We start from the raw sequence: 26,960 nt of genomic DNA, 5'->3' as shown, positions 1-26,960 counted from the left end.
CACCAAATCCGCCGGATGCTCTATCAGTTCTGGCCCCCAAGAAGGCCTTTTAGGGACCACAACTGATAGAGCAAGCCGAACGTCGATAGAAAGGGGACACCGTGTCCCGCTCGGAAAAAGTCAGCTTCGAAGGCTCCACGGGGGAGATGCTTTCCGGCATCATTGACGTGCCGGAGGGGCCCGTCAAGGGCTGGGGTGTCTTTTCGCACGGTTTCACCCTGGGCAAGGACAGTCCTTCAGCGTCCCGCATGTGCAAGGCACTGGCGAACAGCGGCGTGGGCATGCTGCGCTTCGACAACCTGGGGCTCGGCGGCTCGGCCGGCGAATGGTCAGCGGGCTCGTTCAGCCACAAGGTGGCGGACACCGTGAAGGCCGCCGAGTTCATGCGCAGCCAAGGCAAGGAAATCTCGCTGCTGGTGGGCCACTCCTTCGGCGGTGCTGCCGTGCTCGCTGCCGCGCGGGAGATTCCCGAGCTCGACGCCGTCGCTACCGTTGGGGCGCCCTTCTCGCCGAAGCATGTGGCCCACGTCTTCGATGCCGCGCTGGACAGGATCCTGAGCGAGGGCAGCGCGGAAGTGGACCTGGGCGGGAAACGGGTGGAGATCCGCCGCCACTTCGTCGAGGACCTGGAGAATGCGGACCTGACGGACTGCATCCGTCAGTTGCACAAGCCGTTGATGGTGCTCCACTCCCCCACCGACAACACCGTGGGCATCGAAAACGCCAGCACGATCTTCCAGACAGCCCGGCATCCACGGAACTTTGTCTCGCTCGAGGGAAGCGACCACCTGCTGACGGGCAAGGGCCAGGCCGCCCGCGCCGCCCGCATTATCGCCGCCTGGGCCGACCAGTACCTCGACGCCGAACAGTAGCTGCGGTCCCGTTCTCCGGCAGGACGGGCACCTGCCCTGGCGGCAGCGGCAGCCTGCCGGGCTGCACGGGCACCTTGCCCGGCTGGACCTGGCGTGCACCCCACATGGCTTTGTCCTGCCGTGCAGGCGAATTGCGGAGATCCGCCTCCCGCACCGCTGCCCAGCCACCCGAGACCAAATAGACCTGGCTGACCAGGTTGAACCAGATCAGCAGCCCGATAACGATGGCAAAGGGTGCCAGAATCGGGTTGCGGCTGGCGCCGGCGAGCAGTTCTGTGCTGAACACCTGCAGGACGGTGGTGCCCACCGCCGCCAGGATGGTTCCCTCCAGGAGGGCCCTCCGGGACAGCTTCAGTGCAGCAGCCAGCCGGTACATGACCAGTGCCGTCACCCAGTTCAGCACCAGCGGGACGGTGATCTTCACCGAGGTGGTCAGCGGGCCTGCCACTGTTTGATCCAGGTGCAGGAAGTCCGAGACCCAGCCGGCGGCGGTGCCGAACACCAGCGAGGCACCGGCGCTGGTGACCAGGGCCAGGCCGAGGATGAGGAGGGTGCCGGCGTCGCGCAGCTTCAACAGGACGGGGTTAACCAGTACAGGGGGCAGTTCCAGCACCCCGCGGAGCCCCTCCCGGACCCCCGCGATCCATCGCAGCGAGGTTACTACCGTGACCAGGGAACCGATCACCGCGGTCCAGCCGAGCCCGTTTGGATCCAGCAGGTCCTTGGGGTCCACCAGTCCCGGCGCGCCGTTGATCTTCAGCAGCCCCGGGGCACTGGTGGCCACGCTGCTGATAATCGTGTCCAGCAGTGCCGGCTGGCCGCGCAGCACCAAGCCTGCCACCGAGAAGCCCGTGGCGAGCAGGCCGGTGATGGAGAAGAACATGTTGAAGCCGATGCCTGCGCTCAGCAGCGGACCGTGCTGGAGGCTGTAGTGCCTGAAGGCGCGCATAGGCCGGAGGACATTCAGGCGGGCCGTGATCCACTGGACCAGGGCCATCAGGGCCGGGAATTTGCCGCCGTCCCTGCGGGCCCGGTTCCATTCCATCTGCTTTTGGATGACTGCCAGTTTCAGCCGGGCATGGTCCGTGGGAAGCGGCTGCTGGTCAGCCGGCGTCGGTTGTCCTGTCCGCGGTGGCACCGGTGAAGCGGGTGCGGGCGTCGTTGTCAGTTTCGGTCCCAAAGTCCAGCTCTTCCCGTAGCTGCCAGATGCCCTCGGCATCGTGCTCGTAAAGTCCCATGCTAACCACGGGGAAGGTAGCCTTGTAGGTTTTCAGCACCGTTTCGGCCTCGTCCAGGCTTTGGGGTGCGACATCGTGGGCGATCGTGACGTGGGGGTGGTAGGCGAAGGGCAGATCCCGGTGGAGCGGACCCTGCTGGAGCTTGCGGTGCAGCTCCACGCACTCCTCGAAGCCGTCCTCCACCTTGATGAAGACGACCGGTGAGACGGGCCGGAAGGTTCCTGTCCCTGCGATCGTGACCATGAACGGACTCTGGCACCGGGCCACCTCGCGGACGTGGTGGAGGGTGGCTTCCCAGTCCCGGGTGGGGGTCGTGGTGACGAGGGTGATGTGTGCCGGTACCACCTCCGCCAGCGGGTCCCCGAAGGAAGCCCGCCAACGCTGCAGTTCCTCGGCTATCCGGGGTGGAAAACCGAGGATGACGCCAACGCTGATCTCTTCATGTCCGGCCGGCTTTGCCGCCGCGCTCTGACCCGACTGCTCCGGGTACGGGGTGGCGGGTTCCTGCTCGGCCTGGCTGGCCTGGCAGGCGACTCCCCTGGCGGTGACATTCCTCGAAGCCATGACGCTAGCGGACTCCCGCAAGGCTCATGGATGGCAGGAACCCCATGCGGTCATACACCTGGCCCAGGGTGACCGAGGCGATCTCGCGGGCCCGTTCGGCGCCCAGTGCCAGCAGCCGGTCCAGCTCAGCTGGGTCGGCCATCAGTTCGTTGGTCCGGTTCCGGAGCGGGGTGATGAAGTCCACCAGCACCTCGGCGAGGTCCACCTTCAGGTGCCCGTACATCTTCCCCTGGTACTCAGCCTCAAGTTCGGCCACCGACTTCCCGGTCAGGGACGAGTAGATGGTCAGCAGGTTGGAAACCCCGGGCTTTTCCTCGGCATCGAAGCGGATATCAGTGCCGGCGTCGGTCACGGCGGACTTGATGCGCTTGGCCGCGATCTTGGGATCCTCCAGCAGCTGAATGGACCCGTTGGGGGACTCTCCCGTCTTGGACATCTTGGCGCTGGGGTTCTGCAGATCGTAGATCTTGGCGCTTTCCTTGACGATGGTCGCCTCGGGAACCGTGAAGGTGTGCCCGAACCGGGTGTTGAAGCGCTGTGCCAGGTTCCGGGTCAGTTCAAGGTGCTGGCGCTGGTCCTCGCCCACAGGCACCAGGTCGGTCTGGTACAGCAGGATGTCCGCCGCCATCAGGGTGGGGTAGGCGAACAGTCCCAGCGTGGCGGCATCGGCGCCGGACTTCTGGGTCTTGTCCTTGAACTGGGTCATCCGAGAGGCCTCACCGAAACCGGTGATGCAGTTCAGCGCCCAGGCCAGCTGCGCGTGCTCCGGCACGTGGGACTGGACGAAGAAGATGCTCTTGTCGGGGTCGATGCCGGCGGCGATGTACTGGGCCGCCACGGTGCGGGTGCGTTTGGCCAGCTCAGTGGGGTCGAAGTCGACCGTGATGGCGTGCAGGTCCGGGATGAAGAACACGGCGTCGTACTCGGCCTGCATGTCCACCCAGTTGCGGACGGCGCCGATGTAGTTCCCCAGGTGCAGGGAGTCGGCAGTGGGCTTGGCACCGGAGAGGATGCGTTTCTTGGTGGCCGGTGAAGTCTGGCTGGTCATGGGGAGGAAACCTTCGGGCTTAGAGCTGGTAGTCCACTACGAGCGGGGCGTGATCGGAGAAGCGGGTGTCCCACGTGGCTGCGCGGTCCACGACTGCCGAGATGGCTGATGCGGCCAGTCCCGGGGTGGCCATGTGGTAATCGATGCGCCACCCGGTGTCGTTGTCGAACGCCTTGCCGCGCCAGGACCACCACGTGTACGGACCGTCAACGTCGCCGGAGAGCTTGCGGTGGACGTCATGCCAGCCAATCTCCTCTCCGAAGAAGCGGTCGAAGTAGGCCCGTTCCTCCGGCAGGTGGCCGGCTTTCTTCACGTTGCCCTTCGAGTTCCGGATGTCCTTGGGGGTGTGGGCGACATTGAGGTCCCCCACCACCAGGGCATGGTCGCTGTGCTTGGTCAGCTCGGGCAGCCGCGTGCTCATGACATCCAGGAAGCGGAACTTGTCGTCCTGCTTCGGCGTGCCCACTTCGCCGGAGTGGACGTAGGCGCTGGCAACGGTGAGCTGGACGGGATTTCCGGCGGCGTCGGGCACGCGGAAATCGGCTTCGACCCAGCGGCCGGCGGTGGCGAAGTAGTCGTCCCCAATGCCGTTCCGGGTCTGCAGCGGTTCCTGCCGGGAGGCGATGGCGACGCCGGCGCGGCCCTTGGCTTCGGCCTCGGCGTGCAGGATGTGCCACCCCTCCCCCAGCAGCTGCCGGACGATCGCGTCGGGTGCGCGGACTTCCTGCAGGCAGAGGATGTCGACGTCGCGCGGTTCCAGCCACGCCGCCATGCCGTTCTTGTAGGCAGCCCGGAGGCCGTTTACGTTGACGGATGCGATGCGAAGGTGGTCCTTGTTCAATGCCGAGCTCACCCGCTCCACTCTAGTCGATGATGGTTCCGGTCACCGGTTCTCCGCTGCCGCCGGAAGACTTGATCATGTCCCGGGCGTTGGTGGCTGTAATCTCGATGGTCTCGAGGGCGCGGTTGATGGTGTCCTGGTTCGCGGCGGCGCCCTTGGCGCGTTCCTCCTCCACCACCCGGATCTGCACCTGGACAATCTTGAACGAGTGGTCCAGCTTCAGGTCGCGTACCTCGTCGGCTTCGCTGCGCTCGTAGAGGACACGCGTTCCGCCCTGGTCGGCGGAGGAGCGCGACGGCGCACGGCCGGTGGCGGTGTTGAAGGCGCTCTGGGCCTCGGAAAGCTTTGCCCCGGCCTTCTTTGCTGCCTTCTGGATGCTGAAGACCACGAACGCGGCCAGCGCGAGCCAGAAGGCGGCGATGACGGCAACAACCCAGCCCACGACGTCGTTCTGGTTGGCCGCGAAGATGACGGCCACGATGAACGCAGTCACCAGGACCATCAGGCCCGGCCCGCTGATCCGGAACATGGAAAAACCGGCCCTGGCGGGTTTGGAGGATGACGAGGAGCTGCCCAAAGTTCGCATGCAGCTATTCTCTCAAACCGTCCGGGATGCTCCGTCCCGCTTCCACCGGCGGCGAACAGCCGCGGACGGGGACCTGCCCTACTTCAGGAACAGGCCGCGCAGGCGGAGTGTGGTCAGGAGCATGCCGACGGCGGTCATCGCCAGGTAGTAGCCGATGTGCAGCGGGGTGGCGGCCGTGAAGCTGCCCACGCTGATCTGGCGCAACAGTTCAACCCCATGCCACAGCGGCATGGCCTGGATGAACCACTGGATGGGATCCGGGTACACGCTCAAGGGGTAGAAGGTGGCGCTGAACAGGAACATCGGCAACAGGATGAAGTTGATCCAGTCCATCTGTTGGAACGTCTTGAGGAAGCTGGTGATGCCCATGCCCAGGCTGGCAAAGCCGAAGGCGATCAGCACCGATGCCGGGATCATCAGCAGCGCCCAGGCCGTAGTGAGCAGCCCCATGGCGCCCATGACGGCGGTGAAGCCGGTGGCGTACAGCATGCCGCGCAGCAGGGCCAGGACGATCTCCCCCAGGGCGACGTCCAGCGGGCCAAGGGACGTGTACAGCATGCCCTGGTACAGCTTGGCGAAGTTCATCTTGAAGAACACGTTCCAGGTGGAGTCGTACACGGCGCCGTTCATGGCCGAGACGGCAAGCAGGGCCGGGGCGATATAGGCCGCGTAGCTGATGGGTGTTCCATCCGGTCCCTGGACGTCGCCAACGATCGCGCCCAGCCCCACTCCCATGGAGACGAGGAACAGGACCGGTTCAAAGAACCCCGACACCATGACCAGCCAGTTGGTGCTCCGCGTGGCCATGAGCCCGCGCGAGATCACGGCCCTGGCGTTGCGCGAATACAGCGCGCCAAAGGTCCGGTTCCGGGCCTCGTCCGGGACGGAGCGCTGCCCGGTCCCGGACGCGGCCGTGCTCACTGTCCCATCCTTCGGGCGAACCTCCGCCGGGTCATGAGCCAGCCCAGCACGGCAAGGAGCGAGAGGACCGCGCCGTGGACGACCGTCAGCAGCGGGGGCTCGGCGTAACCAAAGCTGAACACGCGGCCCAGTTCCGTGCCGTGCCAGATGGGTGAGAGCCACCCGATCCAGCGGACGGCAGGCGGAAGGTTGTCCAGCGGGAAGAACGTCCCGGAGAAGAGGAACAGCGGCATGACGATGAACCGCATCACCAGCGCGAACTGGCCTTTGTCCTCGGTGATCGAGGCGGAATAGGCCATCAGCGGCAGTCCGAAGGCCAGTCCCGCCAGGGTGGCGACCAAGACTCCGGCCCAGCCCCAGCCCGACGGCGAGGCGCCGAACAGTGCCACGGCGGCGAAGTAGACAGCCGACTGCAGCAGCAGTCGCAGGGTCACGGCCATGATGTGTCCGGCGGCGATCTGTCCCGGCGTCAGCGGTGAGGCGTGTGGGCCGAAGTAGGTCCGGCGCCACTTAAACCCTGCCATCACGGGGAACGTGAATTCATTTGCCGCCGTCATGACCGCCGCTGACACCAGCAGCGCAGGTGCGATAAAGGCGAGGTAGGTAACCCCGCCAAAGGCCACGCTGCCCGTATCCACGAGCGAAGCCAGGCCCACCCCCATCGCGAAGAGGTATGCCACCGGCTGGCCGACGCTGTACATCAGGATGGACCACGTGTAGCCCTTCATCACCCGGAGCACCTGCTCCGCATAGTAGAAGGCGCCCCAGCGGCGCGCCCTGGCAGCCGCCACCGCAGGACTGTGTGCCCGCGGCACACGATGCACGTCAGTCAACGAGGCTCCGTCCGGTAAGCCGGAGGAACACGTCCTCCAGCGACGACCTTCGGACCAGGGATGTCAGTGGCCGCAGGCCGCGGGACGTTGCCTCCTCAAGGGCCGACTCGCCGTCGTCCGCGTACAGCAGCACCCGGTCGGGCAGCACCTCAAGGCGCTCCCCGATGCCCTCCAGACGGGAGCCGACCGTGGAGTTGCGTTCCGAGCCGAACCGCAGCTCCACCACCTCCCGGGTGGAATGTTCGCGGATCAGCTGTGCGGGCGATCCCTCGGCCATGATCCGGCCCTTGTCCACCACGATCAGCCGGTCACAGAGCTGCTCGGCTTCGTCCATGTAGTGGGTGGTGAGGATCAGCGTGACGCCCTGTTCCTTGAGCCGGAACAGCCGGTCCCACAGAATGTGGCGTGCCTGCGGATCCAGGCCGGTGGTGGGTTCATCCAGGAGCAGGATGCGGGGTTCGTTGATGAGCGACCGGGCGATCGTGAGCCGCCGCTTCATGCCGCCGGACAGGGCGTCAACTTTGGACCTGGCTTTGTCCGTCAGCTGCGCGAATTCCAGCAGTTCGTCCGCCTTGGGCTTCAGGTAGCTCATGGGAAGCCCAAAGTAGCGGCCGTACACCAGCAGGTTGTCCCGGACCCGCAGTTCCTCGTCCAGGTTGTCCTGCTGCGGCACCACACCCAGGTGGGCCCGGACCTCGGGCCCGTGCGTGTCAGGGTCCAGGCCCATGATGCTGAGCCGGCCGGACGTGCGCCGGGTGACGCCGCCGATCATCTTCATGGTGGTGGACTTGCCGGCGCCGTTGGGCCCAAGCAGCCCGAAGGACTCCCCCGCCGTCACCGTGAAGGAGATGCCGTCCACGGCCGCCACGTCCCCGTATGTCTTGGTGAGGCTTTCCGCGGTGATGACGGCCGTGCGCGACAATGGGCTGCCGGACCGGGTGCCGGACGGCAGGATGGCTTCGTTGTGCACCCTCCGCACACTAGTGGAGCGGCCCCGCACGTGGAAGTGGGCTCGCAGTTTCCGGGGTTTAACGGCCGACGGCGGCACGGCGCCTTTCGTGCGAAAGGTGCCGTGCCGCCGTCGTACTTTTTTGGCGTGCCTAGGCGATGCCTGCCTGGCGCTCCGCCGCTTCGACCACGTTGGTCATCAGCAGCGCAACCGTCATGGGACCGACGCCACCAGGGTTCGGCGAGATCCAGCCGGCCACCTCGGCGGCGGCGGGATCGATGTCACCATAGACGCGGCTCTTGCCCGTCTCCGGATCCGTTTCGCGGGTGACGCCAACGTCCAGCAGCGCCGCGCCCGGCTTGACGTCCGCAGCCTTGACGATGTGCTTGACGCCGGCCGCACCCACGATCACGTCGGCCTGCCGGAGCAGCTCCGACAGGTTCGTGGTGCCGGTGTGGGTCAGGGTCACCGTGGCGTTGACGTCCCGCCGCGTGAGCAGCAGGCCGATCGAGCGGCCGATCGTGACGCCGCGGCCCACCACCACAACGTGCTTGCCGGCAAGGCTGTACCCGTTGCGCTCGAGGAGCTCGATGACACCGCGCGGAGTGCACGGCAGCGGCGTGGTGATCTTGTTGTTGACGTTCAGTACCAGCCGGCCGAGGTTGGTCGGGTGCAGGCCGTCGGCGTCCTTGGCGGGATCGATGCGCTCCAGGATGGCGTCCGTGTCCAGGTGCTTGGGCAACGGCAGCTGCACGATGTAGCCGTGGCAGGCCGGGTCCGCATTGAGTTCGTCAATGAGGGCCTCAACCTGCTCCTGGGTGGCATCCGCCGGAAGCTCGCGCTGGATGGAGTTCATCCCGATCTGCACAGACTGCTTGTGCTTCATGGACACGTACAGCTGTGAGGCAGGGTCCGCGCCAACGAGCACAGTGGCGATGCCTGGAGTGACGCCCTTGGCCTTGAGTGCGGCCACGCGTTCGGTCAGCTCGGCCTTGATGGCGGCGGCGGTGGCCTTGCCGTCAAGGATCTGTGCGGTGGTGGTTTCAGTCATTGCTTACCACTGCTCGTGCTGCGGGTAGAGCGGGAAGTCGGCAGCCAGCTTGTCCACGCGGGCCTGCAGGGCCTCGACGTCGGCGCTGGTGCCTGCCTTGAGGGCGGTGGCGATGATCTCGGCGACCTCGGTGAACTCGGCAGCGCCGAAGCCGCGGGTGGCCAGTGCCGGGGTGCCGATGCGCAGGCCGGAGGTGACCATCGGCGGGCGGGGATCGAACGGAACGGCGTTGCGGTTGACGGTGATGCCAACAGAGTGCAGGAGGTCCTCGGCCTGCTGGCCGTCCAGCTGGGAGTTGCGCAGGTCAACGAGCACCAGGTGCACGTCGGTGCCGCCGGTGAGGACGGAGACGCCTGCCTCGGCGACGTCGGCCTGGTTCAGGCGGTCGGCGATGATCCGCGCGCCTTCCAGGACGCGCTCCTGGCGCTCCTTGAATTCCTGGGTGCCGGCGATCTTGAAGGCCACGGCCTTGGCGGCGATGACGTGCATCAGCGGCCCGCCCTGCTGGCCGGGGAACACGCTGGAGTTCAGCTTCTTGGCCCACTGCTCCTTGGCCAGGATCACGCCCGAGCGCGGACCGGCCAGGGTCTTGTGCACGGTGGAGGTGACGACGTCGGAGTGCGGCACCGGGCTCGGGTGCAGTCCGGCGGCCACCAGCCCCGCGAAGTGTGCCATATCGGTCCAGAGGAGCGCGCCCACTTCATCGGCGATGGAGCGGAAGGCAGCGAAGTCCAGGTGGCGCGGGTAGGCGGACCAGCCGGCGATGATGACCTGCGGCTTCTCGGCGATGGCCTGCTCGCGGAGCTTGTCCATGTCGATGCGGAAGTTGTCCTCTTCCACCTGGTACGCCGCCACGTTGTACAGCTTGCCGGAGAAGTTCAGCTTCATGCCGTGGGTCAGGTGGCCGCCGTGTGCCAGGGACAGGCCCAGGATCTTGTCACCGGGGGTGATCATGGCTGACAGCGCCGCAGCGTTGGCCTGCGCGCCCGAGTGCGGCTGGACGTTGGCGAATTCGGCACCGAAGAGAGCCTTGACCCGGTCGATGGCCAGCTGCTCTGCGACGTCGACGTACTCGCAGCCGCCGTAGTAGCGGCGGCCCGGGTAACCCTCGGCGTACTTGTTGGTGAGGACGGAGCCCTGGGCTTCCATCACGGCGCGGGGCGCGAAGTTCTCGGAGGCGATCATTTCCAGGGTGCCGCGCTGGCGGCCGAGCTCCTGGTCCAGGACCGCGGCGATTTCGGGGTCAAGCTCAGCCAGCGGCTGGTTGCTGACGTCTGTGGTTGAGGTGGCTGTAGTAGTCACGAAGAACTCCTGGCTAGGGATACGGGCACTGCTTAGGTCAGGCTACCGGCTGGCGCACTTCCCCACCGCGTCGATGACACGGCATGGAAACGCACGGGATGGTGCTGCGGTGCTGGCGCAGGTGCAGCCCCAAATCCGGCAAGACATGACCCTCGGCCCAGGCGTACGATCCGTGGTCTTCGTGATTGCCGCTCCCTGGTGGTTAGCCACCCAACGCCAGTTGCGACCATTCCAGCCTACCAAAACCACCGTCCACCGCGCGGGTAGGCTATTACGCGTGAATCAAGAGCAGCTGAACCAAGCGTACGTCCTCACCCTGTCCTGCCCGGACCGCCCCGGAATCGTCCACGCGGTGGCCGGAGCCCTGCTGGTGGCGGGGTGCAACATTATGGATTCGCAGCAGTACGGCAGCCCGGCCACCGGCAACTTCTTCATGCGCGTCGAAGTCACCACCGCCGCACCCAAGTCCGAACTCCGGGCAGCGCTGGAGCCCGTCGCGGAGGCGTTCTCCATGCAGTGGAGCCTCAACACCGTTGGCGAGAAGGTGCGCACCCTGGTGATGGCAAGCACCTCCGCCCACTGCCTCAACGACCTGCTCTTCCAGCAGCGCTCGGGAACCCTTCCCATCGAGATCCCGGCGATCGTGTCCAACCACCGGGACCTGGCCGGGCTTGCGGAGTTCTACGGCATCCCGTTCCACTACATCCCCGTGACCAAGGACACCAAGGTGCAGGCCGAGGACAAGCTGCGCGCCCTGATCGCCGAGCACAACATCGAGCTGACCGTCCTGGCCCGGTACATGCAGATCCTCTCCGACGAACTCTGCACCGAACTGACCGGCAAGGCCATCAACATCCACCACTCCTTCCTGCCGTCCTTCAAGGGCGCCAAGCCCTACCACCAGGCCCACGCACGCGGCGTGAAGCTGATCGGCGCCACCGCCCACTACGTGACAGCCGCACTGGATGAGGGGCCAATCATCGAGCAGGAAGTCATCCGGGTGGACCACGCCCGCACACCGGAACAGTTCGTCCAGATGGGCCGCGACGTTGAGGGCCGCACCCTGGTCCAGGCGGTGCAGTGGCACGCCGAGCACCGGGTGCTGCTGGACGGCAACCGGACTGTGGTCTTCAACTGACGGCGGTCTTCAACTGACGTTGGTCTTCAACTAGGGGACCTCCTGCCCTTGGGCCTGGCACGGCCCGGTCCTACGCTGGTGCCATGCAGGGCATTCCGGACTCCGGGGAGCATGAAGCGGACCTGGCGGTCTTCTACGACCGGCATGCCGCCGCCCCCAACATCCGGTCCCACACACGCCACCGTTTGGAATGCCGGGAGTGGTTCGTCCGGCTGCTCAAGGATGAACACCGGCATTCCGTGTTCGAACTGGGCTGCGGCACCGGCGACGAGGGCCTCGAGTTCGTCCGCGCCGGGCTGCACTACTGCGGCGTGGACCTGTCCGGGGAAAGCGTCCGCCGGGCGCGCGCCAAAGGCCTTGATGCCAGTGTCGCCAGCGGGCGGAACCTGCCCTTTCCGGACGCCTCGTTTTCCGCGGCGTGGACCATGAGTACCCTCCTGCACGTGCCCAACAGCGGCATCCACGGCGTGGTCAGCGAGCTGGTACGGGTCTGCGCACCCGGGGCGCCCGTCGCCGTCGGCCTCTGGTCCGGCGGGGACGAGGAAGTACTGAACCCGGAGGACGACGAGGAGCCGCGGCGGTTCTTCAGCCGGCGCACTGACGCCACGGTCCGGTCGATCTTCGGTGTGCACGGCGAGGTGGAGCATTTCCGCACCTGGCCGGAAGGCAACGGTGACGAGTCAGGCCCTGGGCGCGGTGCGTGGAGCCAGCACTACCAGTTCCTGGTCCTCCGCACCCCTGCATCCCCCAAATAGGTAGCGTGGGGACGCGGCAGTCATATCGGACGCCCAGGCCGGGGCAGGCAGGGGTGGCTTAGGGTGAACCTATGGCTCCTCTCTACCCTTTCGGCGGCGACTCCCCGGCCGTCCATGATTCAGCGTTCATCGCCCCGTCGGCGTCGATCATCGGCAACGCCACCCTGGCCGAGAACTCCAGCGCCTTCTACGGCGTCTCGGTCCGGGCGGACACCGCCGCCATCACGGTCGGCGCCGGCAGCAACCTGCAGGACAACGTGGTGCTGCACGCCGACCCCGGCTTCCCCTGCACGGTGGGCGAGCGGGTCAGCGTGGGGCACGCCGCCGTCGTCCACGGCTGCACGGTTGAAGACGACTGCCTGATCGGCATGGGCGCCACGGTCCTCAACGGCGCAGTGATCGGCGCCGGCTCGCTGGTGGCGGCCGGCGCCGTCGTCCTGGAAGGAACGGTTGTTCCGCCCCGCTCACTGGTGGCAGGGGTGCCCGCCAAGGTGCGCCGCGAACTGACCGAGGAAGAATTCGACGGCGTCCGGGACAACGCGGCGCGCTACGTGGAGCTCGCCGCGAAGCACCGGGACCTCCATGGCTAATCGAGGCTGATCGGGCCGTACTCATCCAGCAGGTCGCCCGGGCCGGGGTTGCCCGGGGCGGACGAGCCGCCCAGGTGGTTCACCACGCCCCACACCGCGTTCAGTCCCGTGGTGATGGCGCCTTCCGCCCAGCCCGCGGTGAAGGAGACGTCGTCGCCGGCCAGGAAGATGCCGCGCTGGGATTGCGGCAGCCTGTCCTGCTTGAAATGCGTGAACAGCCGCTGCTGGTAGCGGTAGTGGCCGGGCAGGTTAGCCTTGAAGGCGCCCATGAAGTTGGGGTCGGCCTCCCAGGACACGGTGATGGGCTGGCCCACAATGTGGCCGGCGATGTCCACGCCCGGGTAGATCTGCTCGAGCGAGTGCAACATCAGTTCCACCCTTTCGTCGGCGTCCAGCGCCAGCCACTTCAGCGCATCGTCATTCCACGTATAGGAGAGCAGGATGACGGCAGGCTGGTCCGGGCCGTTGTCCAGCAGGTACGTTGCGCGGTTCAGCCGGTCCGTCAGGGTCATGGACAGGACCTCGTTGCCGGTTTCGGGGTCGATGTCCTTCCAAAACGGCCGGTCCACCATGACGAAGGTTTTGGAGGACTGCATGTAGTGCGATTTCTCCATGGCGGTCCACAGCTCGGCGGGGAACAGCGCCTCCTCGGTGTGGATCCGGGTGGACAGCAGCCAGGATTGGCAGGTGGTCACCACGGCCGGGTAGCTGGCTTCGCGGCCCCAGCGTTCGCGGACCCGCAGGTTTCCGTCCGGGTCCCGGCTGATCCTTCCGACGGCGCCGCGGGGGGAGCCGGAGTGGAGCGAGGCAAGGGAGGTGCCGGCCGGCCAGTGCACCAGGTCCGACGGCGCGTGCTGCCACAGTGCCTCGGGCAGACGCTGCGCTCCCCCACGGATGAAGCGGTGCTGGTCGTCCGCGTCGGTGTACACCACGCGGAGGATTTCCAGGATGGAGTTGGGAAAGTCGGTGTCCCAGCCGCCGGTCCCGAAACCCACTTGGCCAAAGGCCTCCCGGTGCGCGAACCCCGCTTTCTTAAAGGCGTCGCTGGCGGCGATGAAGCCGTAGAAGGTCTGCTCGTCCATCAGCGGGAGCATTTCGTTCCACAGCTCCTTGATCCGCGCGGTGTCCCGTGAACGGATAGCATCCTGCATCTCCGCGAATTTGGCGCCGTCGTTGACGGCCGCTTTCCACGCATCCGCCACTTCGCGGAAGAACGGTGGAAGGTCGCTGGACTTTTCCGCGTAGTGCTTCTTGCCTGCCAGTTCGATCACGGTACTGGAGGTGGCTTCGGCGAGGGGGTTGGGAAAGTCCTGCGTTTCCAGCCCCAGCAGGTCCACGTAGTGGTAGAAGGCCCTGCCCGAGACCGGGAACCGCATGCCACCCAGGTCCGCCACCACTCCGGGCGCGGCCGGGAAGGCGGCGGTGCGGAGCCGTCCACCGATCTGGTCTGCCTCGTACACCACGGGCCGCAGTCCCAGTTTCATCAGTTCATAGGCCGTGACCAGGCCGGAGAGCCCGGCGCCGATGACGGCAACTTCGGTGCCATACAGTTCCGGCGGCACGGATCCCAGGCCGCCGGGGTGCGCCAAGTAGTGGTCGTAGCTGAACGGGAAGTCCGGATTCAGCATGGTGATGGGGGCTGCCTGGCCCTCGCGGCGCGGCGCTTCCGCCGGCTGCGTGGAAGTGCTGGACGGGTCGAAAGCCGGCAGTTCGGTGGCGATGGTCATGATTGTTCTGCTTTCACAGGTTCCTGGCGCGGGGCCATGGCGGTCAGTTCACGGTAGTCCAGCTCGCTGAGAGCCGCTACCTTGGAGTTCCGGCGTCCATAGCCGAAGTAGATGGCGGCGCCCACCAGCATCCAGGCGCCGAAGACGAACCAGGTGTCCGCTCCCAGGTTCGCCATCAAGTAGGCGCACATGAGTGTGCCGAGGACGGGCGTGAACGGGTACAGCGGGACCCGGAAGCTCCGCACCAGGTCCGGCCGGTTGCGTCGCAGATAGATGACGGCAACGTTGACCAGTGCAAAGGCGAACAGGGTGCCGATGCTGGTGGCGTCAGCGAGCGCACCGAGCGGGACCAGGCCAGCGGTAAGCGCGACGGCGGTGCCGACGATCAGCGTGCCGGCGGCCGGGGTGCCGGTCCGCGGGGAAACGCGGCCGAAAACCTTCGGCACGAGGCCGTCGCGGGACATCGACAACAGGATGCGGGTCTGGCCGTACAGGACGGTCAGCACAATGCTGGCGATCGCCAGCACGGCACCGGCAGAGAAGACGAGGGCGATCCACGGCTGGCCGGTGAGCTCCTCCAGGATCTGGACGAGGGCGGCTTCGGTTCCGTCGAACCAGCCCCACGGCCGGGCGCCGATGGCCGCCACTGCCACCAGGACATAGATGCTGGTGACGATCACCATGGACAGGAGGATGGCGCGGGGAAGGTCCCGCTTGGGGTTCTTCGCTTCCTCACCCGCGGTGGAGGCGGCATCGAAGCCGATGTACGAAAAGAAGACGCGGGAGGCGGCGGCGGAGACGCCCGCGGCGCCCATGGGCAGGAGCGGTTCGAAGTTGCCGGCATTGAACGCGGTGAAGGCAACGGCGCAGAAGAACAGCAGGATGCCCACCTTGATAACGACGATGGCAGTGTTGATCCAGGCGCTTTCGCGGGCGCCGCGCACCAGCAGGACCATGGCCAGCACCACGATGGCAACGGCCGGGATGTTCACCAGGCCGCCGTCGCCGGGAGGCTGGGACAGTGCGTCCGGCAGCACCTGGCCGAAGGCAGCGAGTGCCTCGTTCACATATTGGCCTGCCCCTACCGCGACGGCAGCCACGGATACTGCGTATTCCAGCACCAGGCACCAGCCGCAGATCCAGGCCATCCCCTCTCCCATAGTCGCGTAGGAATACGAGTAGCTGGATCCCGCCACCGGCACCAGGCCGGCCATTTCGGCGTAGGACACCGCGGACAGCAGGGCTGCAAGGCCGGCGATCACGAAGGAGATCCAGATGGCCGGGCCGGCCAGCGGAACCGATTCGCCGAGGATCACCAGGATGCCGGTACCGAGAGTGGCGCCGACGCTGATCATGGTCAGCTGCAGGACGCCGAAGCTGCGCACCAGCGGCGTACCGCCGTCGCTGCCGTCAGCTTCCCGGACCATCTGGCCGATGGGTTTGCGGCGCAGGAGCTGGTCAGCCAGGCGCGGCCGGGGCGCGGCCGGCGCAATGGATTTTTGAGTGGTCACAGGCACGGTCACCGTTGACGTCCCTTCAGAGTAGTTTCGGTTTCCCCTCCTCAAGGCTGGCATGTGAGTCAGCTCTCAACCCGGTGCAGTTTGCCCTATAGTTGTCACCCATGAGACTTATTGCACAATCGGGCGCCGGCATTCCCGCGGCGCTTTCGGGACAGGTCACCGTCGATCTTTCCGCCATTTCAGACAACATCGGGGCACTGAAATCACGCAGCAAGGCGCATTTCTTCATGGCCGTGGTGAAGGGCAATGCCTACGGCCACGGGCTCGTGGAGGTGGCCCGCACCGCGGTTGCATCCGGCGCGGACTGGCTGGGGACAGCACCGCTCCGGGAGGCCATCGAACTGCGCAAGGCAGGCATCACCGCCCCCATTCTGTCCTGGCTGTATCTGGCGTCCCAGACCAGCGCTGACATTCTGGAGGCAGTCAGGAACAACGTCGACGTCTCGATCGGCAGCGTCCCCCAACTGGAGGTGCTGGCAGGTGCCGCCAGGCAGTTGGGGCGTGCCGCCGTCGTGCACCTTGAACTGGACAGCGGCCTGAGCCGCGGCGGGGCCCGCAAGGAAGACTGGGCGGGGTTTGTTGCCCGGGCACGGGAGGGGGAACGTGACGGGACCCTCCGCGTGCGCGGCATCTGGACGCACCTTGCCTGGGCGGATGTGCCTGCCCATCCAGCCAATGCCGCCGCGGTGGCCAGCTTCGAACACGCGGTGGAGGAAGCGGAGGCGGCCGGGCTCACGCCTCAACTCCGGCATGTATCCAGCTCTGCCAACATCCTCGACCGCCCGGAACACCACTTCGACATGGTGCGGGCCGGCCTGGCCATGTATGGACTGGCGCCGGCCGACCACCTGCATCCGGCCGACTTTGGCCTGCGGCCGGCGCTCAGCGTCACGGCTCCCCTGGTCATGGTCAAGAAGGTTCCCGCCGGCACCGGCATCAGCTACGAGCACCAGGCCATTACGTATGAACCGCGCTACCTGGGCCTCATCCCGCTGGGCTATGCGGACGGCGTTCCCAAGGGCATCAGCGGACGCCCCCTGGTGACGGTTGGCGGCCGGCGGGTACCCGTGATCGGAAAGGTTTGCATGGACCAGTTCATGGTGGATCTTGGACCCGATCCCCTGGGCATAGCCGTGGGCGATACGGCGGTGCTGTTCGGGGACCCGGCCGCCGGTGCAGCCAGCGCCGACGACTGGGGTGCCGCGATCGGCAGCCACGGGGACGAGATCATCAACAGGATCGCCCCGCGCCTGCCGCGCTCCTATACAGGCAGTGCGGGTACAGGCAGTGCGGGCCATGGCGACGCCAGCGAATGCCCGGACTACCAGGAGCCGGCCGCGGCCGGGCTCGCCAATGCCTGAGCCCGCCGACGCCGGACGGCTGAGCTTCGTCACGCTCCAGCAGTTCCTCGAGCAATTGCCGCCGTTGTTGAAGACGCTTCACGACGGCGGCAGCGGCGGGCGGCTGCTGCGCTGGGTTGAACCCAGCGAACTGGAGGACCCCACCCCCTACCTCCCCGAGGGAGAGTTCCTGCTCACCGCCGGCCTGCCCTTCCTGGGCGACGGCGGTTCCCCCGCCAACGTGGACGCGTACGTCCGGCGGCTGGTGGAGGCCAAGGTGGCCGCGCTCGGGTTCGGTATCAGGCCCTACTTCGATGCCGCTCCGGACGTGCTGGTGGCCGCGTGCCGCCGGCATAACCTCACGTTGTTCGAAGTGCCGGAGTCGCTGCCGTTCGCTGCGATCGGCCTCCAGTTCTCCCAGTTGCTGGAAACCGACAACGCCCGGGTCTTCCGGCAGCTGGCCGAAACGAACCGGCAGCTCATGCGGGCCGTCCTCTCACCGAAGCCGGAGCATGAACTGCTGGCCGCCCTGGTGCAGCGCGTGCCCGTGTGGGCACTGCTGGTGGGGGCCGACGGGCGGGTGCGGGCACGCGGCACCAGCGCCGGCGGCAGCACCGCCGTCGAACTGTCCCTCCTGGAGCCCATGCTGCAACGGCTGCTCTCCGGCAGTGGCCCGCGCGTGGAGATGGACGGCTTTGACCAGCCCGGCTCAGCGCTCGTTGTTGGCCACCCGCTGCGCAGCACCAGGGATGCCAACCTGGGTGCGCTGATCCTCGGTTCCGACGCGCCGCTCACCCCAGCGCAGAACAACGTGGTCCAGACCGCCGTCGGACTGCTGGAGCTGCTGGTGCGGCAGCGGACCAGCGGGTCTCTGGCTCCCAGCCAGCTGGCAACCGCCGTGCTGCTGCATCCGGAAAGCCTTGCCACCGGCGGGACCAGGCAGATCAACGGGCTGAAGGACCTCCTGGCACAAAGCCTCTCGTCCACAAGGTCAGCGCCCGTGCGCGTGGTGCAGGGCATCAAGGTGGAAGCCCCGGAATGGCCGGCCGGGGACAGCCCGGTGCGCGAACTGCTGCAGTGGCGCAGGATGTTCGATACGAAGCTCGTGGAGATCACCGACTACGGTTTCGCCGCCGTCACCCGCCTCAAGGTGGACGATTCCCTGCTCGCCGAGGTCGAAAAGCTCGGCTGGCGCCTGGTGGTGGGCGAACCGGCGGAGCTCAGCGGCCTCCCCGCCGCCTACCAGCGCGCCAGCTCACTGCGCAGCCAGGTGCAAAGGAACGGCCAAAGCGTCCGGGCGGACGAGGTGACCTGGTCCGTGGCCGGGCTGCTGGGCCGGGAAGCCGGAACCATGCTTGCCGGGCGGCTCCTGCGGCCGGTTTTGGAGCTGGAACCGGACCGCCGGGAAGCGCTGCTCACCGTGCTGCATGGATGGCTGAGCGAAAACGGCAGCTGGGACGGCTCGGCGAAGCGGCTTGGACTGCACCGCAACAGCGTTCGACGGCAGATAGGCGTCCTTGCCGAGGTCCTCGGGATGGACCTCAACCAGGCCCAGGTGCGGGCAGAGCTGTGGTTTGCGCTGCAGTACGCGGATGCCTTGGCGTAAGTTACAGGCTGCCTGCGGTCAGGCCTGGTTGTCCCAATCCCGGTAGAGCGCGGGCCGGCGGTCCCGAAGGTAGGGCACCTCGTCCCGCGCGGCCCGGACCAGTTCCGTGTCCACCTCGGCGAACAACAGGTCCGCCTGCTCCCCCGCCTCAGCGAGAAGGGAACCGTCCGGCCCCGCCACCACGCTTCCCCCAAGGAACGTGTAGGCATCCTCCACTCCGCAGTGGTTGGCGTAGGCCACGTGCAGTTGGCTTTCCAGCGCCCGCGCCCGGATCAGGACCTGCGGCACCTCGTCAAACCCAGCGGAGAGGGCCGTGGGCACCAGGAGCAGTTCGGCGCCACGGGTGGCCGCCGCGCGGGCAGCCTCGGGGAACTCGATGTCGTAGCAGATCAGCAGGGACGTCCGGATGCCCTTGAAATCCACGACGGCGGGAGGCTCAGCCGCCGCCACAAAGGCCTGGTGTTCCTCCGCGCCAAAGAGATGCACCTTGGCGTAACTGAGGACGTCCGCGCCCTCGGCGTCCACAAGCGTGGCGCCGATGTGCCAGGAAGCGCCGTTGTCCGGGCTGTCTCCGCCCGCTGCGACGGCGGGAAGGCTGTAGACAAGGGCAATCCCGTTCCGCCGCGCGATCCCCGCGAGCCGGGCACGGATGGCGGGAAGTCGTGCCGGGTCCAGTTCGTTCCGGAGCCTGAGCGGCGCGTAGCCCACCGGAAACAGCTCCGGGGTCAGCAGCAGTGCAGCGCCTGCCCGGGCGGCGCGCCCCGCGGCGTCGTCGATGGTCCGAAGATTGGCCTCGACGTCCAGCACCACAGCGTTTGCCTGGAGGACGGACAGCAGCATCATCGCCACCTTCCCTTCGACTGTCACCGGCCCGGAGTGGTGCGCGGTTCGTTCCTGTCTTCCAGCGTAGCCAGCCGCCATGGGCGGGCCGGTGGTCGTTTGGACCCGGCAGGGACGGCCCCGGGACGTAATGCACCGGCCACCGGCCAGGGTATCCGGGCGCCCGTCCTGGCGGCTTGCACCAGGGCGCTCAACGGGCTCATGCGTTAACTTCTTGACTCCAAGAGCGGCGATAGGGCAATGTTCTTAGCATGTCCGCAACCCCGCGCTCAACGAGGAGCAAACCCAAGAATCCCGGCTCTCAATCTGCCCTGCGGCAGCTGAACCAGCAGCGGATCATAGAGACCCTGATGGGCGGCCCCTCCACCCAGGCCGAACTGGCGCGCCAGACCGGGCTGTCCACCGCGACGGTCTCGAACATCGTCAAAATCATGCTGGACTCCGGCCTCGCGTCCACCGAACCCATCACCAGTTCCGGCAGGCGCGCACTCAATGTCCGGCTGAATTCCAACGGCGCCGTGGCGGTGGGCATCGACTTCGGACGGCGGCACCTGCGCGTGGTCCTCGCGTCGCTGAGCTACCACGTCATCGCCGAGGAATCGGTCATGCTTCCCCTCGGCCACCAGGCGGACGAAGGCATCCAGGCGGCGGTGGCCCTGCTGGACAAACTGCTGCTCGAAAGCGGCGTGGAACGCAGTGCGGTGGTGGGTGCCGGCGTCGGAATTCCAGGCCCCATCGACAGGCGCACCGGCACCGTGGCGCAGGGTGCCATCCTCCCCGAATGGGTGGGCATCAACATCCTGCAGCATCTTGAGGAAACCTTGAGAATCCCCGTCTTTGTTGACAACGACGCCAACCTGGGCGCCTGGTCGGAGGTCACCTGGGGACAGCACACAGGGGTCAGCAACCTGCTGTTCCTGAAGATCGGTTCGGGCATCGGCGCAGGCCTGATCCTCAACGGCGCACCCTACTACGGCAACGTGGGAATCACCGGCGAAATCGGCCACGCCACGATCCATGAACAGGGGCTTGTGTGCCGCTGCGGGAACCGCGGCTGCCTGGAAACCATCGCCTCCACCACTACCATGATCGAGTTGCTCAGCCGCGGCGAAGACCCGCCGCTGACACCGGCGGACATCGTCAGGAAAGCCTTGAACCGGGACTCTGCCACGCTCCGGGTGGTAGACGATGCCGGCCTGGCGGTGGGACGCGCCCTGGGCAATGTGGCCAACCTGATCAACCCCGAAGTGATTGTGGTTGGCGGGCCGCTGGCAGGTTTGGGTGACATCCTCCTGGACCCGATCCGGCGCGGGCTGATCCGGCACGCGGTGCCGGTCATTGGCGAAACCACCACCCTCGCCATGTCCTCCCTGGGGGACCGGGCAGAGGCGCTCGGGGCGGCGGCACTGGTATTCCAGCACGCCGGAATCCGCAAGTCCTAACCATTTCGTTATCCGGCAATTGCGTTAAAGACTTGACGACAATAGCTGTGATCCAGTTTACTTTTGGTTCAGACGGCCCTGCGCTTTGCCGGCCGGACAAAGAAGTCATTGCATTGGAGGGTTAGGGTTCATGACGTCCCAGACCACGCAAGCGGAGCCGATCATCCTTGAGATGCGCTCCATCACCAAGGAGTTCCCGGGCGTTAAGGCCTTGTCGAACGTCAACCTGCGGGTGAAGGCCGGCGAGATCCACGCCATTTGCGGCGAGAACGGCGCTGGCAAGTCCACCCTCATGAAGGTCCTTTCCGGGGTGTACCCCTACGGCAGCTATGACGGCGACATCGTCTACCAGGGGCATGTCCAGCAGTTCCGGGACATCCGGGCCAGCGAGCACGCCGGCATCGTGATCATCCACCAGGAACTGGCATTGATCCCGGAACTGTCCATCATGGAAAACATCTTCCTGGGCAACGAACCCACCAAGCGCGGCATCATCGACTGGTCCGAAGCCCGCCTGCGGTCGTTGGACCTGCTGGCACGCGTTGGCCTGCGGGATGACCCGGACACCCCCATCAAGGAAATCGGCGTCGGCAAGCAGCAGCTGGTGGAAATCGCCAAGGCGCTGAACAAGTCGGTGAAGATCCTTATCCTGGACGAGCCGACGGCAGCCCTGAACGAATCGGATTCCCAGCACCTGCTGGACCTGATGCTGGGCCTGAAGGCCAAGGGCATCACCTCGATCATCATTTCGCACAAGCTCAACGAGATCGAGCAGATCGCCGACTCCATCACCATCATCCGCGACGGCAAGTCCATCGAGACACTGGACGTCAAGAAGGACGGGGTGGACGAGGACAGGATCATCAAGGGCATGGTGGGGCGCACCCTCGAGTCCCGGTTCCCGGATCACACCCCCAAGATCGGCGAGGTGTTCTTCGAAGTCAAGAACTGGACTGTGGGCCACCCCAATGTCCAGGACCGGCTGGTCTGCAAGAATTCCAGCTTCTACGTCCGCCGTGGCGAGATCGTTGGCTTCGCCGGACTCATGGGCGCCGGCCGCACCGAACTGGCACGCTCTGTCTTCGGCCGCTCCTACGGACGCTTCATCGACGGCCACATCTACAAGGACGGCAAGGAAGTGGTCCTGAAGAACGTCCGCCAGGCCATCGACGCGGGCCTGGGGTACGTCACGGAGGACCGCAAGTCCCTGGGCCTGAACCTGCTGGATGACATCAAGACCACCACCGTTTCAGCTGCCCTGAAGAAGATCAGCCACAACTCCGTGGTGGATCCCAACCAGGAGTTCACGGTGGCGGAGCAGTACCGCAAGTCGCTGCGCACCAAGACCCCGTCGGTGGAGGAAGGCGTCGCCAAGCTCTCGGGCGGCAACCAGCAGAAAGTGGTCCTCGCGAAGTGGATGTTCACCGACCCGGACCTGCTGATCCTGGACGAACCCACCCGTGGCATCGACGTCGGAGCCAAGTACGAGATCTACGGCATCATCCAGCAGCTGGCCAACCAGGGCAAGGGCGTGATCGTCATCTCCTCCGAACTGCCCGAACTCCTGGGACTGTCCGACCGCATTTACACCATCTTTGAAGGCGCCATCACCGGTGTCCTGAACAAAGACGAGGCCAGCCAGGAAAGCCTGATGAAGCTGATGACCTCCGCCACCCGAAAAGCCGCCTGACCCTCTGGACCACCCAGAACCTTCCGGACACAAGGACTGACACCATGAACGCCCTCAAAAAGCTGTTTGGCGGCAACACCCGCCAATTCGGCATGATCTTCGCCCTCGTGGCCCTGATCATCTTCTTCCAGTTCGCCACCGACGGCCGGACCCTGACCCCCGGCAACGTCATCAACCTCTTCAACGGCAACTCCTACATCCTGATCCTGGCCATCGGCATGGTCCTGGTGATCATCGCCGGCCACATCGACCTCTCCGTGGGTTCGGTCGCAGCGTTCGTGGGCGTCACCGTGGCCCTGGCCATCCGCGACTGGGGCATCCCCTGGTGGGCAGGCGTCCTGCTGGGGCTGGTGCTCGGCGCCGTGATCGGTGCCTGGCAGGGCTGGTGGACAGCGTATGTGGGAATTCCCGCCTTCATCGTGACCCTGGCCGGCATGCTGCTGTTCCGCGGCTTCAACCAGTTCGTGGGCAAGTCCAACACCATCCCGGTTCCGGGCGATTTCCAGTACCTGGGCTCCGGCTACCTGCCCGAGGTCGGCCCGAACATCGGCTACAACAACCTGACCCTGCTTCTGGGCATCGCCGTCGCAGCGTTCGTGGTGGTGGGCGAACTGCGCTCCCGGGCCAGGGCCAAGGCGCTGGGCGCAGAAGTCCCCGAAATGTGGGTCACGGTTGTGAAGCTGGTGCTGATCTGCGCAGCGATCCTCTACGCCACGTACCTGTTCGCCACCGGCCGCCCCGGCACCTCGTTCCCCATCCCCGGGCTGATCCTGGCCGTCCTGGTGCTGATCTACGGCTTCATCTCCTCCCGCACCATCCTGGGCCGCCACGTCTACGCAGTCGGCGGCAACCGCCACGCAGCCGAGCTCTCCGGCGTCCAGTCCAAGAAGGTCAACTTCCTGGTCATGATGAACATGTCCATCCTGGCCGGCCTGGCCGGCATGATCTTCGTGGGCCGCTCCACCGCGTCCGGCCCGTTCGACGGCGTGGGCTGGGAACTTGACGCCATCGCCGCAGTCTTCATCGGTGGCGCGGCCGTCACCGGCGGCGTGGGAACCGTGGTCGGCTCCATCATCGGTGGCCTGGTCATGGCAGTGCTCAACAACGGCCTGCAGCTCCTTGGCGTCGGTGCCGACCTTACCCAGATCATCAAGGGCCTGGTCCTGCTGATCGCGGTCGCCTTCGACGTCTACAACAAGAGCCAGGGCAAGCGCTCCATCATCGGCATGCTGACCAGGAACATGGGCCGCCCGTCCTCCGGCCCCAGCGGCCCCACCCAGCCCGACGAAACAACCTCCACCAAGGAAGCGATCGCCAGGGAAGCCTGAAGTTTGCAGCCTGAAAACTGTTCCATCACACAAAGAAAGAGAACCAACAATGCGAATGTTTGGTAAAGCAGGAAAGGCCGCAGCGGTTGCTGCCATCGCAGCACTGGCGCTGACGGGCTGCGGCCGCTCGGAAACCCCCTCGGGCGGAGCCAGCGGAGGCGCTGGAGGATTCGAGCAGAACTCCTCCATCGGCGTCGCACTTCCGCAGAAGACCAGCGAAAACTGGGTCCTCGCCGAGAAGCTCTTCAATGACGGCCTCAACGGTGCCGGATTCAAAGCTGACGTCCAGTTCGCCAACGGCGGCGTCTCCGAGCAGCAGAACCAGATCAGCGCCATGGTCACCAAGGGCGCCAAGGTCATCATCGTGGGTGCCATCGACGGCTCGCAGCTGGGTACCCAGCTCAAGCAGGCCAAGGACGCCGGCGCCACCGTCATTGCGTACGACCGTCTCCTCCTGAACACCGACAACGTGGACTACTACGTGGCCTACGACAACTTCAAGGTCGGCGTGCTCCAGGGCCAGGCGCTGCTGGACGGGCTCAAGGCCAAGAAGCCCTCGGGCCCCTACAACATCGAACTGTTTGCCGGCTCCCCCGACGACGCCAACGCCAAGGTCTTCTTTGACGGCGCCATGAGCGTCCTGAAGCCCAAGATCGACGACGGCACCCTCAAGGTCGTCTCGGGCCAGACCAGCTTCGAGCAGGCCGTGACCCAGGGCTGGAAGGCCGAGAACGCCCAGCGCCGCGCCGACACGCTGCTCACCGGCAGCTACACCAGCGCCAACCTGGACGGCGTCCTCTCCCCCAACGACACCCTGGCCCGTGCAGTCCTGACCTCCGTCAAGGCCGCCGGCAAGCCGGTTCCCGTCGTGACCGGACAGGACTCCGAGGTTGAGTCGGTGAAGTCGATCATGGCCGGGGAACAGTACTCCACCATCAACAAGGACACCCGGAAGCTCGTTGAGCACGCCGTCACCATGGTGAAGGACCTGCAGGCCGGCAAGAAGCCCGAGGTCAACGATGACAAGTCCTACAACAACGGCAACAAGGTTGTCCCGGCCTACCTGCTGGAGCCGGTCATCGTCACCGCTGCCAACGTGAAGACGGCTTACACCGACGATCCGGTACTCGGCCCGATCACCAAGTAACACCACTCAGTAACAGCCGGAACCACCGGCACCTGGAAAGCCCGGCCCCCTCGTGGGGCCGGGCTTTCCGGCGTTTGCGGACCAAGTCAACGCAGTTCACAGCCCAAACACAGGCAGGGCCGGATTCCTGCACAGCAACCCCCGTGAAGGTGGAGGCGAAGCCGGCCTTCCGCGCCGGCGCCTGAACCATAGGAGTAACGTGAGCGTCCTCGCCCGAAGCGTAGGCAATGCCTTCAGAAACAAGGTCCGCACCGCAGCCGTCGTCGCGGTGCTGGCAGTCGCCATCGGCCTGGCCCTGGCCATGTTGGTGGCCAACCAGGCCGTCGGAGCGAAAGTGCAGGAGCTCAATGCCTCCGTCGGCACCGTCCTGACCGTCAATCCCGCGGGCGGGCAAGGCTTCGAAGGCGGTGGTGAGCCGCTCACCGCCGACCAGGCAGCCACGGCCAGCGGCGTGGCGAACGTTAGTTCCGTCGTCGGAACCTCATCCTTGAGGCTCCGGAACGCCACCGAGGCAGCAGCGCAGGCCGCCGCCGGGGCCCAAGCCGGCCCCGGCGGCCAGGGCGGACCCGGTGGCCAGGCGGCCGCGACCCTGACCACCAGCCTCACCGCCGCCGTCGACGCCGGGACCCTGGGCAACCGCAACCAGCAGTCCAACGGAACGACGGGCACCACGGGAACCGCGCAGCCCGCCCGGTCCCTGCCGATCACCGCTACCGGCATCGGCGCGGAAGTCGACACCACGGGCAAGGCCCTGGACATCACCCAGGGCGCCGGGCTGGGTGACTACTCGGCAGCATCGACCAGTGCCCTGCTTGGCAGCACCCTGGCCGAAAAGAACAACCTGGCCGTCGGATCAACCTTCACCATCAACGGCCAGACCTACACCGTCGCGGGCCTGTTCGACGCCGGCACCGCCTTCGGCAACAACGCCGTCTACGTCACGCTCCCCACCGCCCAGGCCCTCGCCGGAACGCCGGGCGAACTGTCCAGCATGATCGTCACCGTCGACTCCCTCGAAAACGTCGCCGCCACCAAGACGGCCCTGCAGTCCGCCCTCGGCACCGACAAGGCAGACGTCACCCAGGGCCAGAACCTGCAGACCGCCCTTAGCTCCCTGGGCAGCGTGAAGAACATTTCCTTCATCGCCTTCATCGCCGCCCTGGGCACAGCCGGGATCATCATCCTGCTCATCATGGTGATGCTGGTCCGCGAGCGCCGCCGCGAAATTGGCGTTCTGAAGGCGATCGGCGCACCGAACCGCACCATCGGCCTGCAGTTCGTGCTCGAAGCCCTGGTCCTGGCAGCCCTGGGCAGCGCGGTGGGCGCAGCCATTGCCTCCTTCGCCAGCGGCGGCATCGCGTCCGCCCTCATCAGCAGCAACACGACCACGACGCCGACCGCCGCCAGCGGCCGCGGCTTCCCCGGTGGAGCGGGTGGCGGCTTCCCCGGCGGCCAGGGCGGCCCGTTCGGCGGCGCCTCCCAGCTGCTGAATTCCGTCACGGCAAGCGCCTCCCCCGCTGTCATCGCCGGAGGCATCGCTGCCGTCTTCGGCGTCGCCATCATCGGAGCCCTGGTTCCCGCGCTGCTCACCGCGCGCATCCGTCCCATCGAAGTCCTGCGAGGAGAATAGCC

Annotated in this window: 24 protein-coding genes and 1 riboswitch; of the genes, 11 read left to right on the top strand and 13 right to left on the bottom strand. The window is 66.3% G+C overall.

Annotation, left to right across the window (positions count from 1 at the left end; translation table 11 throughout):
* Positions 1–101 precede the first annotated feature (101 nt).
* Positions 102–872 (top strand): alpha/beta hydrolase family protein, encoded by a 771-nt coding sequence (locus AC3IMC_RS06850; protein ID WP_490917646.1) that lies wholly within the window; start codon positions 102–104, stop codon positions 870–872.
* On the opposite strand, the gene AC3IMC_RS06845 is transcribed toward AC3IMC_RS06850, so the two are convergent.
* The 10 genes from AC3IMC_RS06845 to glyA all read right to left on the bottom strand — a co-directional run bounded on the left by AC3IMC_RS06845 (position 829) and on the right by glyA (position 10,205).
* A complete protein-coding gene (locus AC3IMC_RS06845) occupies positions 829–1,917 on the bottom strand; it encodes a YihY/virulence factor BrkB family protein (protein ID WP_490917645.1) in 1,089 nt (362 codons plus the stop codon). The genes AC3IMC_RS06850 and AC3IMC_RS06845 overlap by 44 nt on opposite strands.
* Positions 1,918–1,975: 58 nt before the next feature.
* Positions 1,976–2,674, bottom strand: coding sequence for a 2'-5' RNA ligase family protein (locus AC3IMC_RS06840; RefSeq protein ID WP_490917644.1), 699 nt, complete (start codon positions 2,672–2,674; stop codon positions 1,976–1,978).
* A gap of 4 nt (positions 2,675–2,678) precedes the next feature.
* On the bottom strand, positions 2,679–3,722 hold the full coding sequence (gene trpS, locus AC3IMC_RS06835; RefSeq protein WP_490917643.1) for a tryptophan--tRNA ligase: 1,044 nt from the start codon (positions 3,720–3,722) through the stop codon (positions 2,679–2,681).
* Between the two features lie 19 nt (positions 3,723–3,741).
* On the bottom strand, positions 3,742–4,575 hold the full coding sequence (locus AC3IMC_RS06830; protein ID WP_490917642.1) for an exodeoxyribonuclease III: 834 nt from the start codon (positions 4,573–4,575) through the stop codon (positions 3,742–3,744).
* Positions 4,576–4,585: 10 nt separating this feature from the next.
* Positions 4,586–5,149, bottom strand: a complete 564-nt coding sequence (locus AC3IMC_RS06825) for a hypothetical protein (protein ID WP_490917641.1) — start codon at positions 5,147–5,149, stop codon at positions 4,586–4,588.
* A 78-nt stretch (positions 5,150–5,227) separates the two neighbouring features.
* Positions 5,228–6,070: an ABC transporter permease gene (locus tag AC3IMC_RS06820; protein WP_490917640.1), complete on the bottom strand. Its 843-nt coding sequence runs from the start codon at positions 6,068–6,070 to the stop codon at positions 5,228–5,230.
* On the bottom strand, positions 6,067–6,903 hold the full coding sequence (locus tag AC3IMC_RS06815) for an ABC transporter permease (protein WP_490917639.1): 837 nt from the start codon (positions 6,901–6,903) through the stop codon (positions 6,067–6,069). The genes AC3IMC_RS06820 and AC3IMC_RS06815 overlap by 4 nt, the downstream gene beginning before the upstream one ends.
* Complete coding sequence (locus AC3IMC_RS06810) at positions 6,896–7,873, bottom strand: ABC transporter ATP-binding protein (protein WP_490917638.1); 978 nt, start codon at positions 7,871–7,873, stop codon at positions 6,896–6,898. Before AC3IMC_RS06810 ends, AC3IMC_RS06815 begins: the two co-directional genes overlap by 8 nt.
* Positions 7,874–8,003: 130 nt before the next feature.
* Positions 8,004–8,903: a bifunctional methylenetetrahydrofolate dehydrogenase/methenyltetrahydrofolate cyclohydrolase gene (locus tag AC3IMC_RS06805; protein ID WP_490917637.1), complete on the bottom strand. Its 900-nt coding sequence runs from the start codon at positions 8,901–8,903 to the stop codon at positions 8,004–8,006.
* Between the two features lie 3 nt (positions 8,904–8,906).
* Positions 8,907–10,205: a serine hydroxymethyltransferase gene (gene glyA, locus AC3IMC_RS06800; protein ID WP_454481265.1), complete on the bottom strand. Its 1,299-nt coding sequence runs from the start codon at positions 10,203–10,205 to the stop codon at positions 8,907–8,909.
* A gap of 148 nt (positions 10,206–10,353) precedes the next feature.
* Positions 10,354–10,439, bottom strand: a riboswitch (ZMP/ZTP riboswitch).
* 43 nt (positions 10,440–10,482) lie between these two features.
* Between glyA and purU the strand changes: the two genes are divergently transcribed.
* The 3 genes from purU to AC3IMC_RS06785 all read left to right on the top strand — a co-directional run bounded on the left by purU (position 10,483) and on the right by AC3IMC_RS06785 (position 12,688).
* Positions 10,483–11,343: a formyltetrahydrofolate deformylase gene (purU, locus tag AC3IMC_RS06795; protein ID WP_490917636.1), complete on the top strand. Its 861-nt coding sequence runs from the start codon at positions 10,483–10,485 to the stop codon at positions 11,341–11,343.
* A gap of 83 nt (positions 11,344–11,426) precedes the next feature.
* Positions 11,427–12,098 (top strand): class I SAM-dependent methyltransferase, encoded by a 672-nt coding sequence (locus tag AC3IMC_RS06790; protein WP_490917635.1) that lies wholly within the window; start codon positions 11,427–11,429, stop codon positions 12,096–12,098.
* Between the two features lie 71 nt (positions 12,099–12,169).
* Complete coding sequence (locus AC3IMC_RS06785) at positions 12,170–12,688, top strand: gamma carbonic anhydrase family protein (RefSeq protein ID WP_490917634.1); 519 nt, start codon at positions 12,170–12,172, stop codon at positions 12,686–12,688.
* Here AC3IMC_RS06785 and AC3IMC_RS06780 read toward each other — a convergent pair.
* The gene (locus tag AC3IMC_RS06780) at positions 12,685–14,415 is read right to left on the bottom strand and encodes a flavin monoamine oxidase family protein (RefSeq protein WP_490917633.1); all 1,731 of its coding nucleotides are present in this window, start codon (positions 14,413–14,415) and stop codon (positions 12,685–12,687) included. The two genes, AC3IMC_RS06785 and AC3IMC_RS06780, sit on opposite strands and share 4 nt — an antisense overlap.
* Positions 14,412–15,938 carry an amino acid permease gene (locus AC3IMC_RS06775; protein ID WP_490917632.1) on the bottom strand — a complete coding sequence of 509 codons (1,527 nt, stop codon included), beginning with the start codon at positions 15,936–15,938 and terminating at the stop codon, positions 14,412–14,414. Before AC3IMC_RS06775 ends, AC3IMC_RS06780 begins: the two co-directional genes overlap by 4 nt.
* A 98-nt stretch (positions 15,939–16,036) precedes the next feature.
* Between AC3IMC_RS06775 and alr the strand changes: the two genes are divergently transcribed.
* Both alr and AC3IMC_RS06765 read left to right on the top strand, forming a co-directional pair.
* A complete protein-coding gene (gene alr, locus AC3IMC_RS06770; protein WP_490917631.1) occupies positions 16,037–17,296 on the top strand; it encodes an alanine racemase in 1,260 nt (419 codons plus the stop codon).
* Positions 17,289–18,881 (top strand): PucR family transcriptional regulator, encoded by a 1,593-nt coding sequence (locus tag AC3IMC_RS06765; RefSeq protein ID WP_490917630.1) that lies wholly within the window; start codon positions 17,289–17,291, stop codon positions 18,879–18,881. The genes alr and AC3IMC_RS06765 overlap by 8 nt, the downstream gene beginning before the upstream one ends.
* Before the next feature lie 18 nt (positions 18,882–18,899).
* Here the strand turns inward: AC3IMC_RS06765 and AC3IMC_RS06760 are convergent, their stop codons facing one another.
* Positions 18,900–19,724, bottom strand: coding sequence for a nitrilase-related carbon-nitrogen hydrolase (locus AC3IMC_RS06760; RefSeq protein ID WP_490917714.1), 825 nt, complete (start codon positions 19,722–19,724; stop codon positions 18,900–18,902).
* Positions 19,725–19,972: 248 nt separating this feature from the next.
* On the opposite strand from AC3IMC_RS06760, the gene AC3IMC_RS06755 reads away from it, so the two are divergent.
* The 5 genes from AC3IMC_RS06755 to AC3IMC_RS06735 all read left to right on the top strand — a co-directional run bounded on the left by AC3IMC_RS06755 (position 19,973) and on the right by AC3IMC_RS06735 (position 26,958).
* Positions 19,973–21,163: an ROK family transcriptional regulator gene (locus AC3IMC_RS06755; protein ID WP_490917629.1), complete on the top strand. Its 1,191-nt coding sequence runs from the start codon at positions 19,973–19,975 to the stop codon at positions 21,161–21,163.
* 130 nt (positions 21,164–21,293) lie between these two features.
* The gene (gene mmsA, locus AC3IMC_RS06750; protein WP_490917628.1) at positions 21,294–22,853 is read left to right on the top strand and encodes a multiple monosaccharide ABC transporter ATP-binding protein; all 1,560 of its coding nucleotides are present in this window, start codon (positions 21,294–21,296) and stop codon (positions 22,851–22,853) included.
* 44 nt (positions 22,854–22,897) lie between these two features.
* The gene (gene mmsB, locus AC3IMC_RS06745) at positions 22,898–24,181 is read left to right on the top strand and encodes a multiple monosaccharide ABC transporter permease (protein ID WP_490917627.1); all 1,284 of its coding nucleotides are present in this window, start codon (positions 22,898–22,900) and stop codon (positions 24,179–24,181) included.
* A 49-nt stretch (positions 24,182–24,230) separates the two neighbouring features.
* A complete protein-coding gene (locus AC3IMC_RS06740; RefSeq protein ID WP_490917626.1) occupies positions 24,231–25,328 on the top strand; it encodes a substrate-binding domain-containing protein in 1,098 nt (365 codons plus the stop codon).
* A 199-nt stretch (positions 25,329–25,527) separates the two neighbouring features.
* Entirely contained in the window at positions 25,528–26,958 is a 1,431-nt protein-coding gene (locus tag AC3IMC_RS06735; protein ID WP_490917625.1) for an ABC transporter permease, read from the top strand.
* The last annotated feature ends 2 nt before the right edge of the window (positions 26,959–26,960 follow it).

This window comes from Arthrobacter sp. E70, from assembly GCF_058266945.1.
Note: the sequence above shows the minus strand (reverse complement) of the source record. Positions and strands in the feature narration are given on the sequence as shown.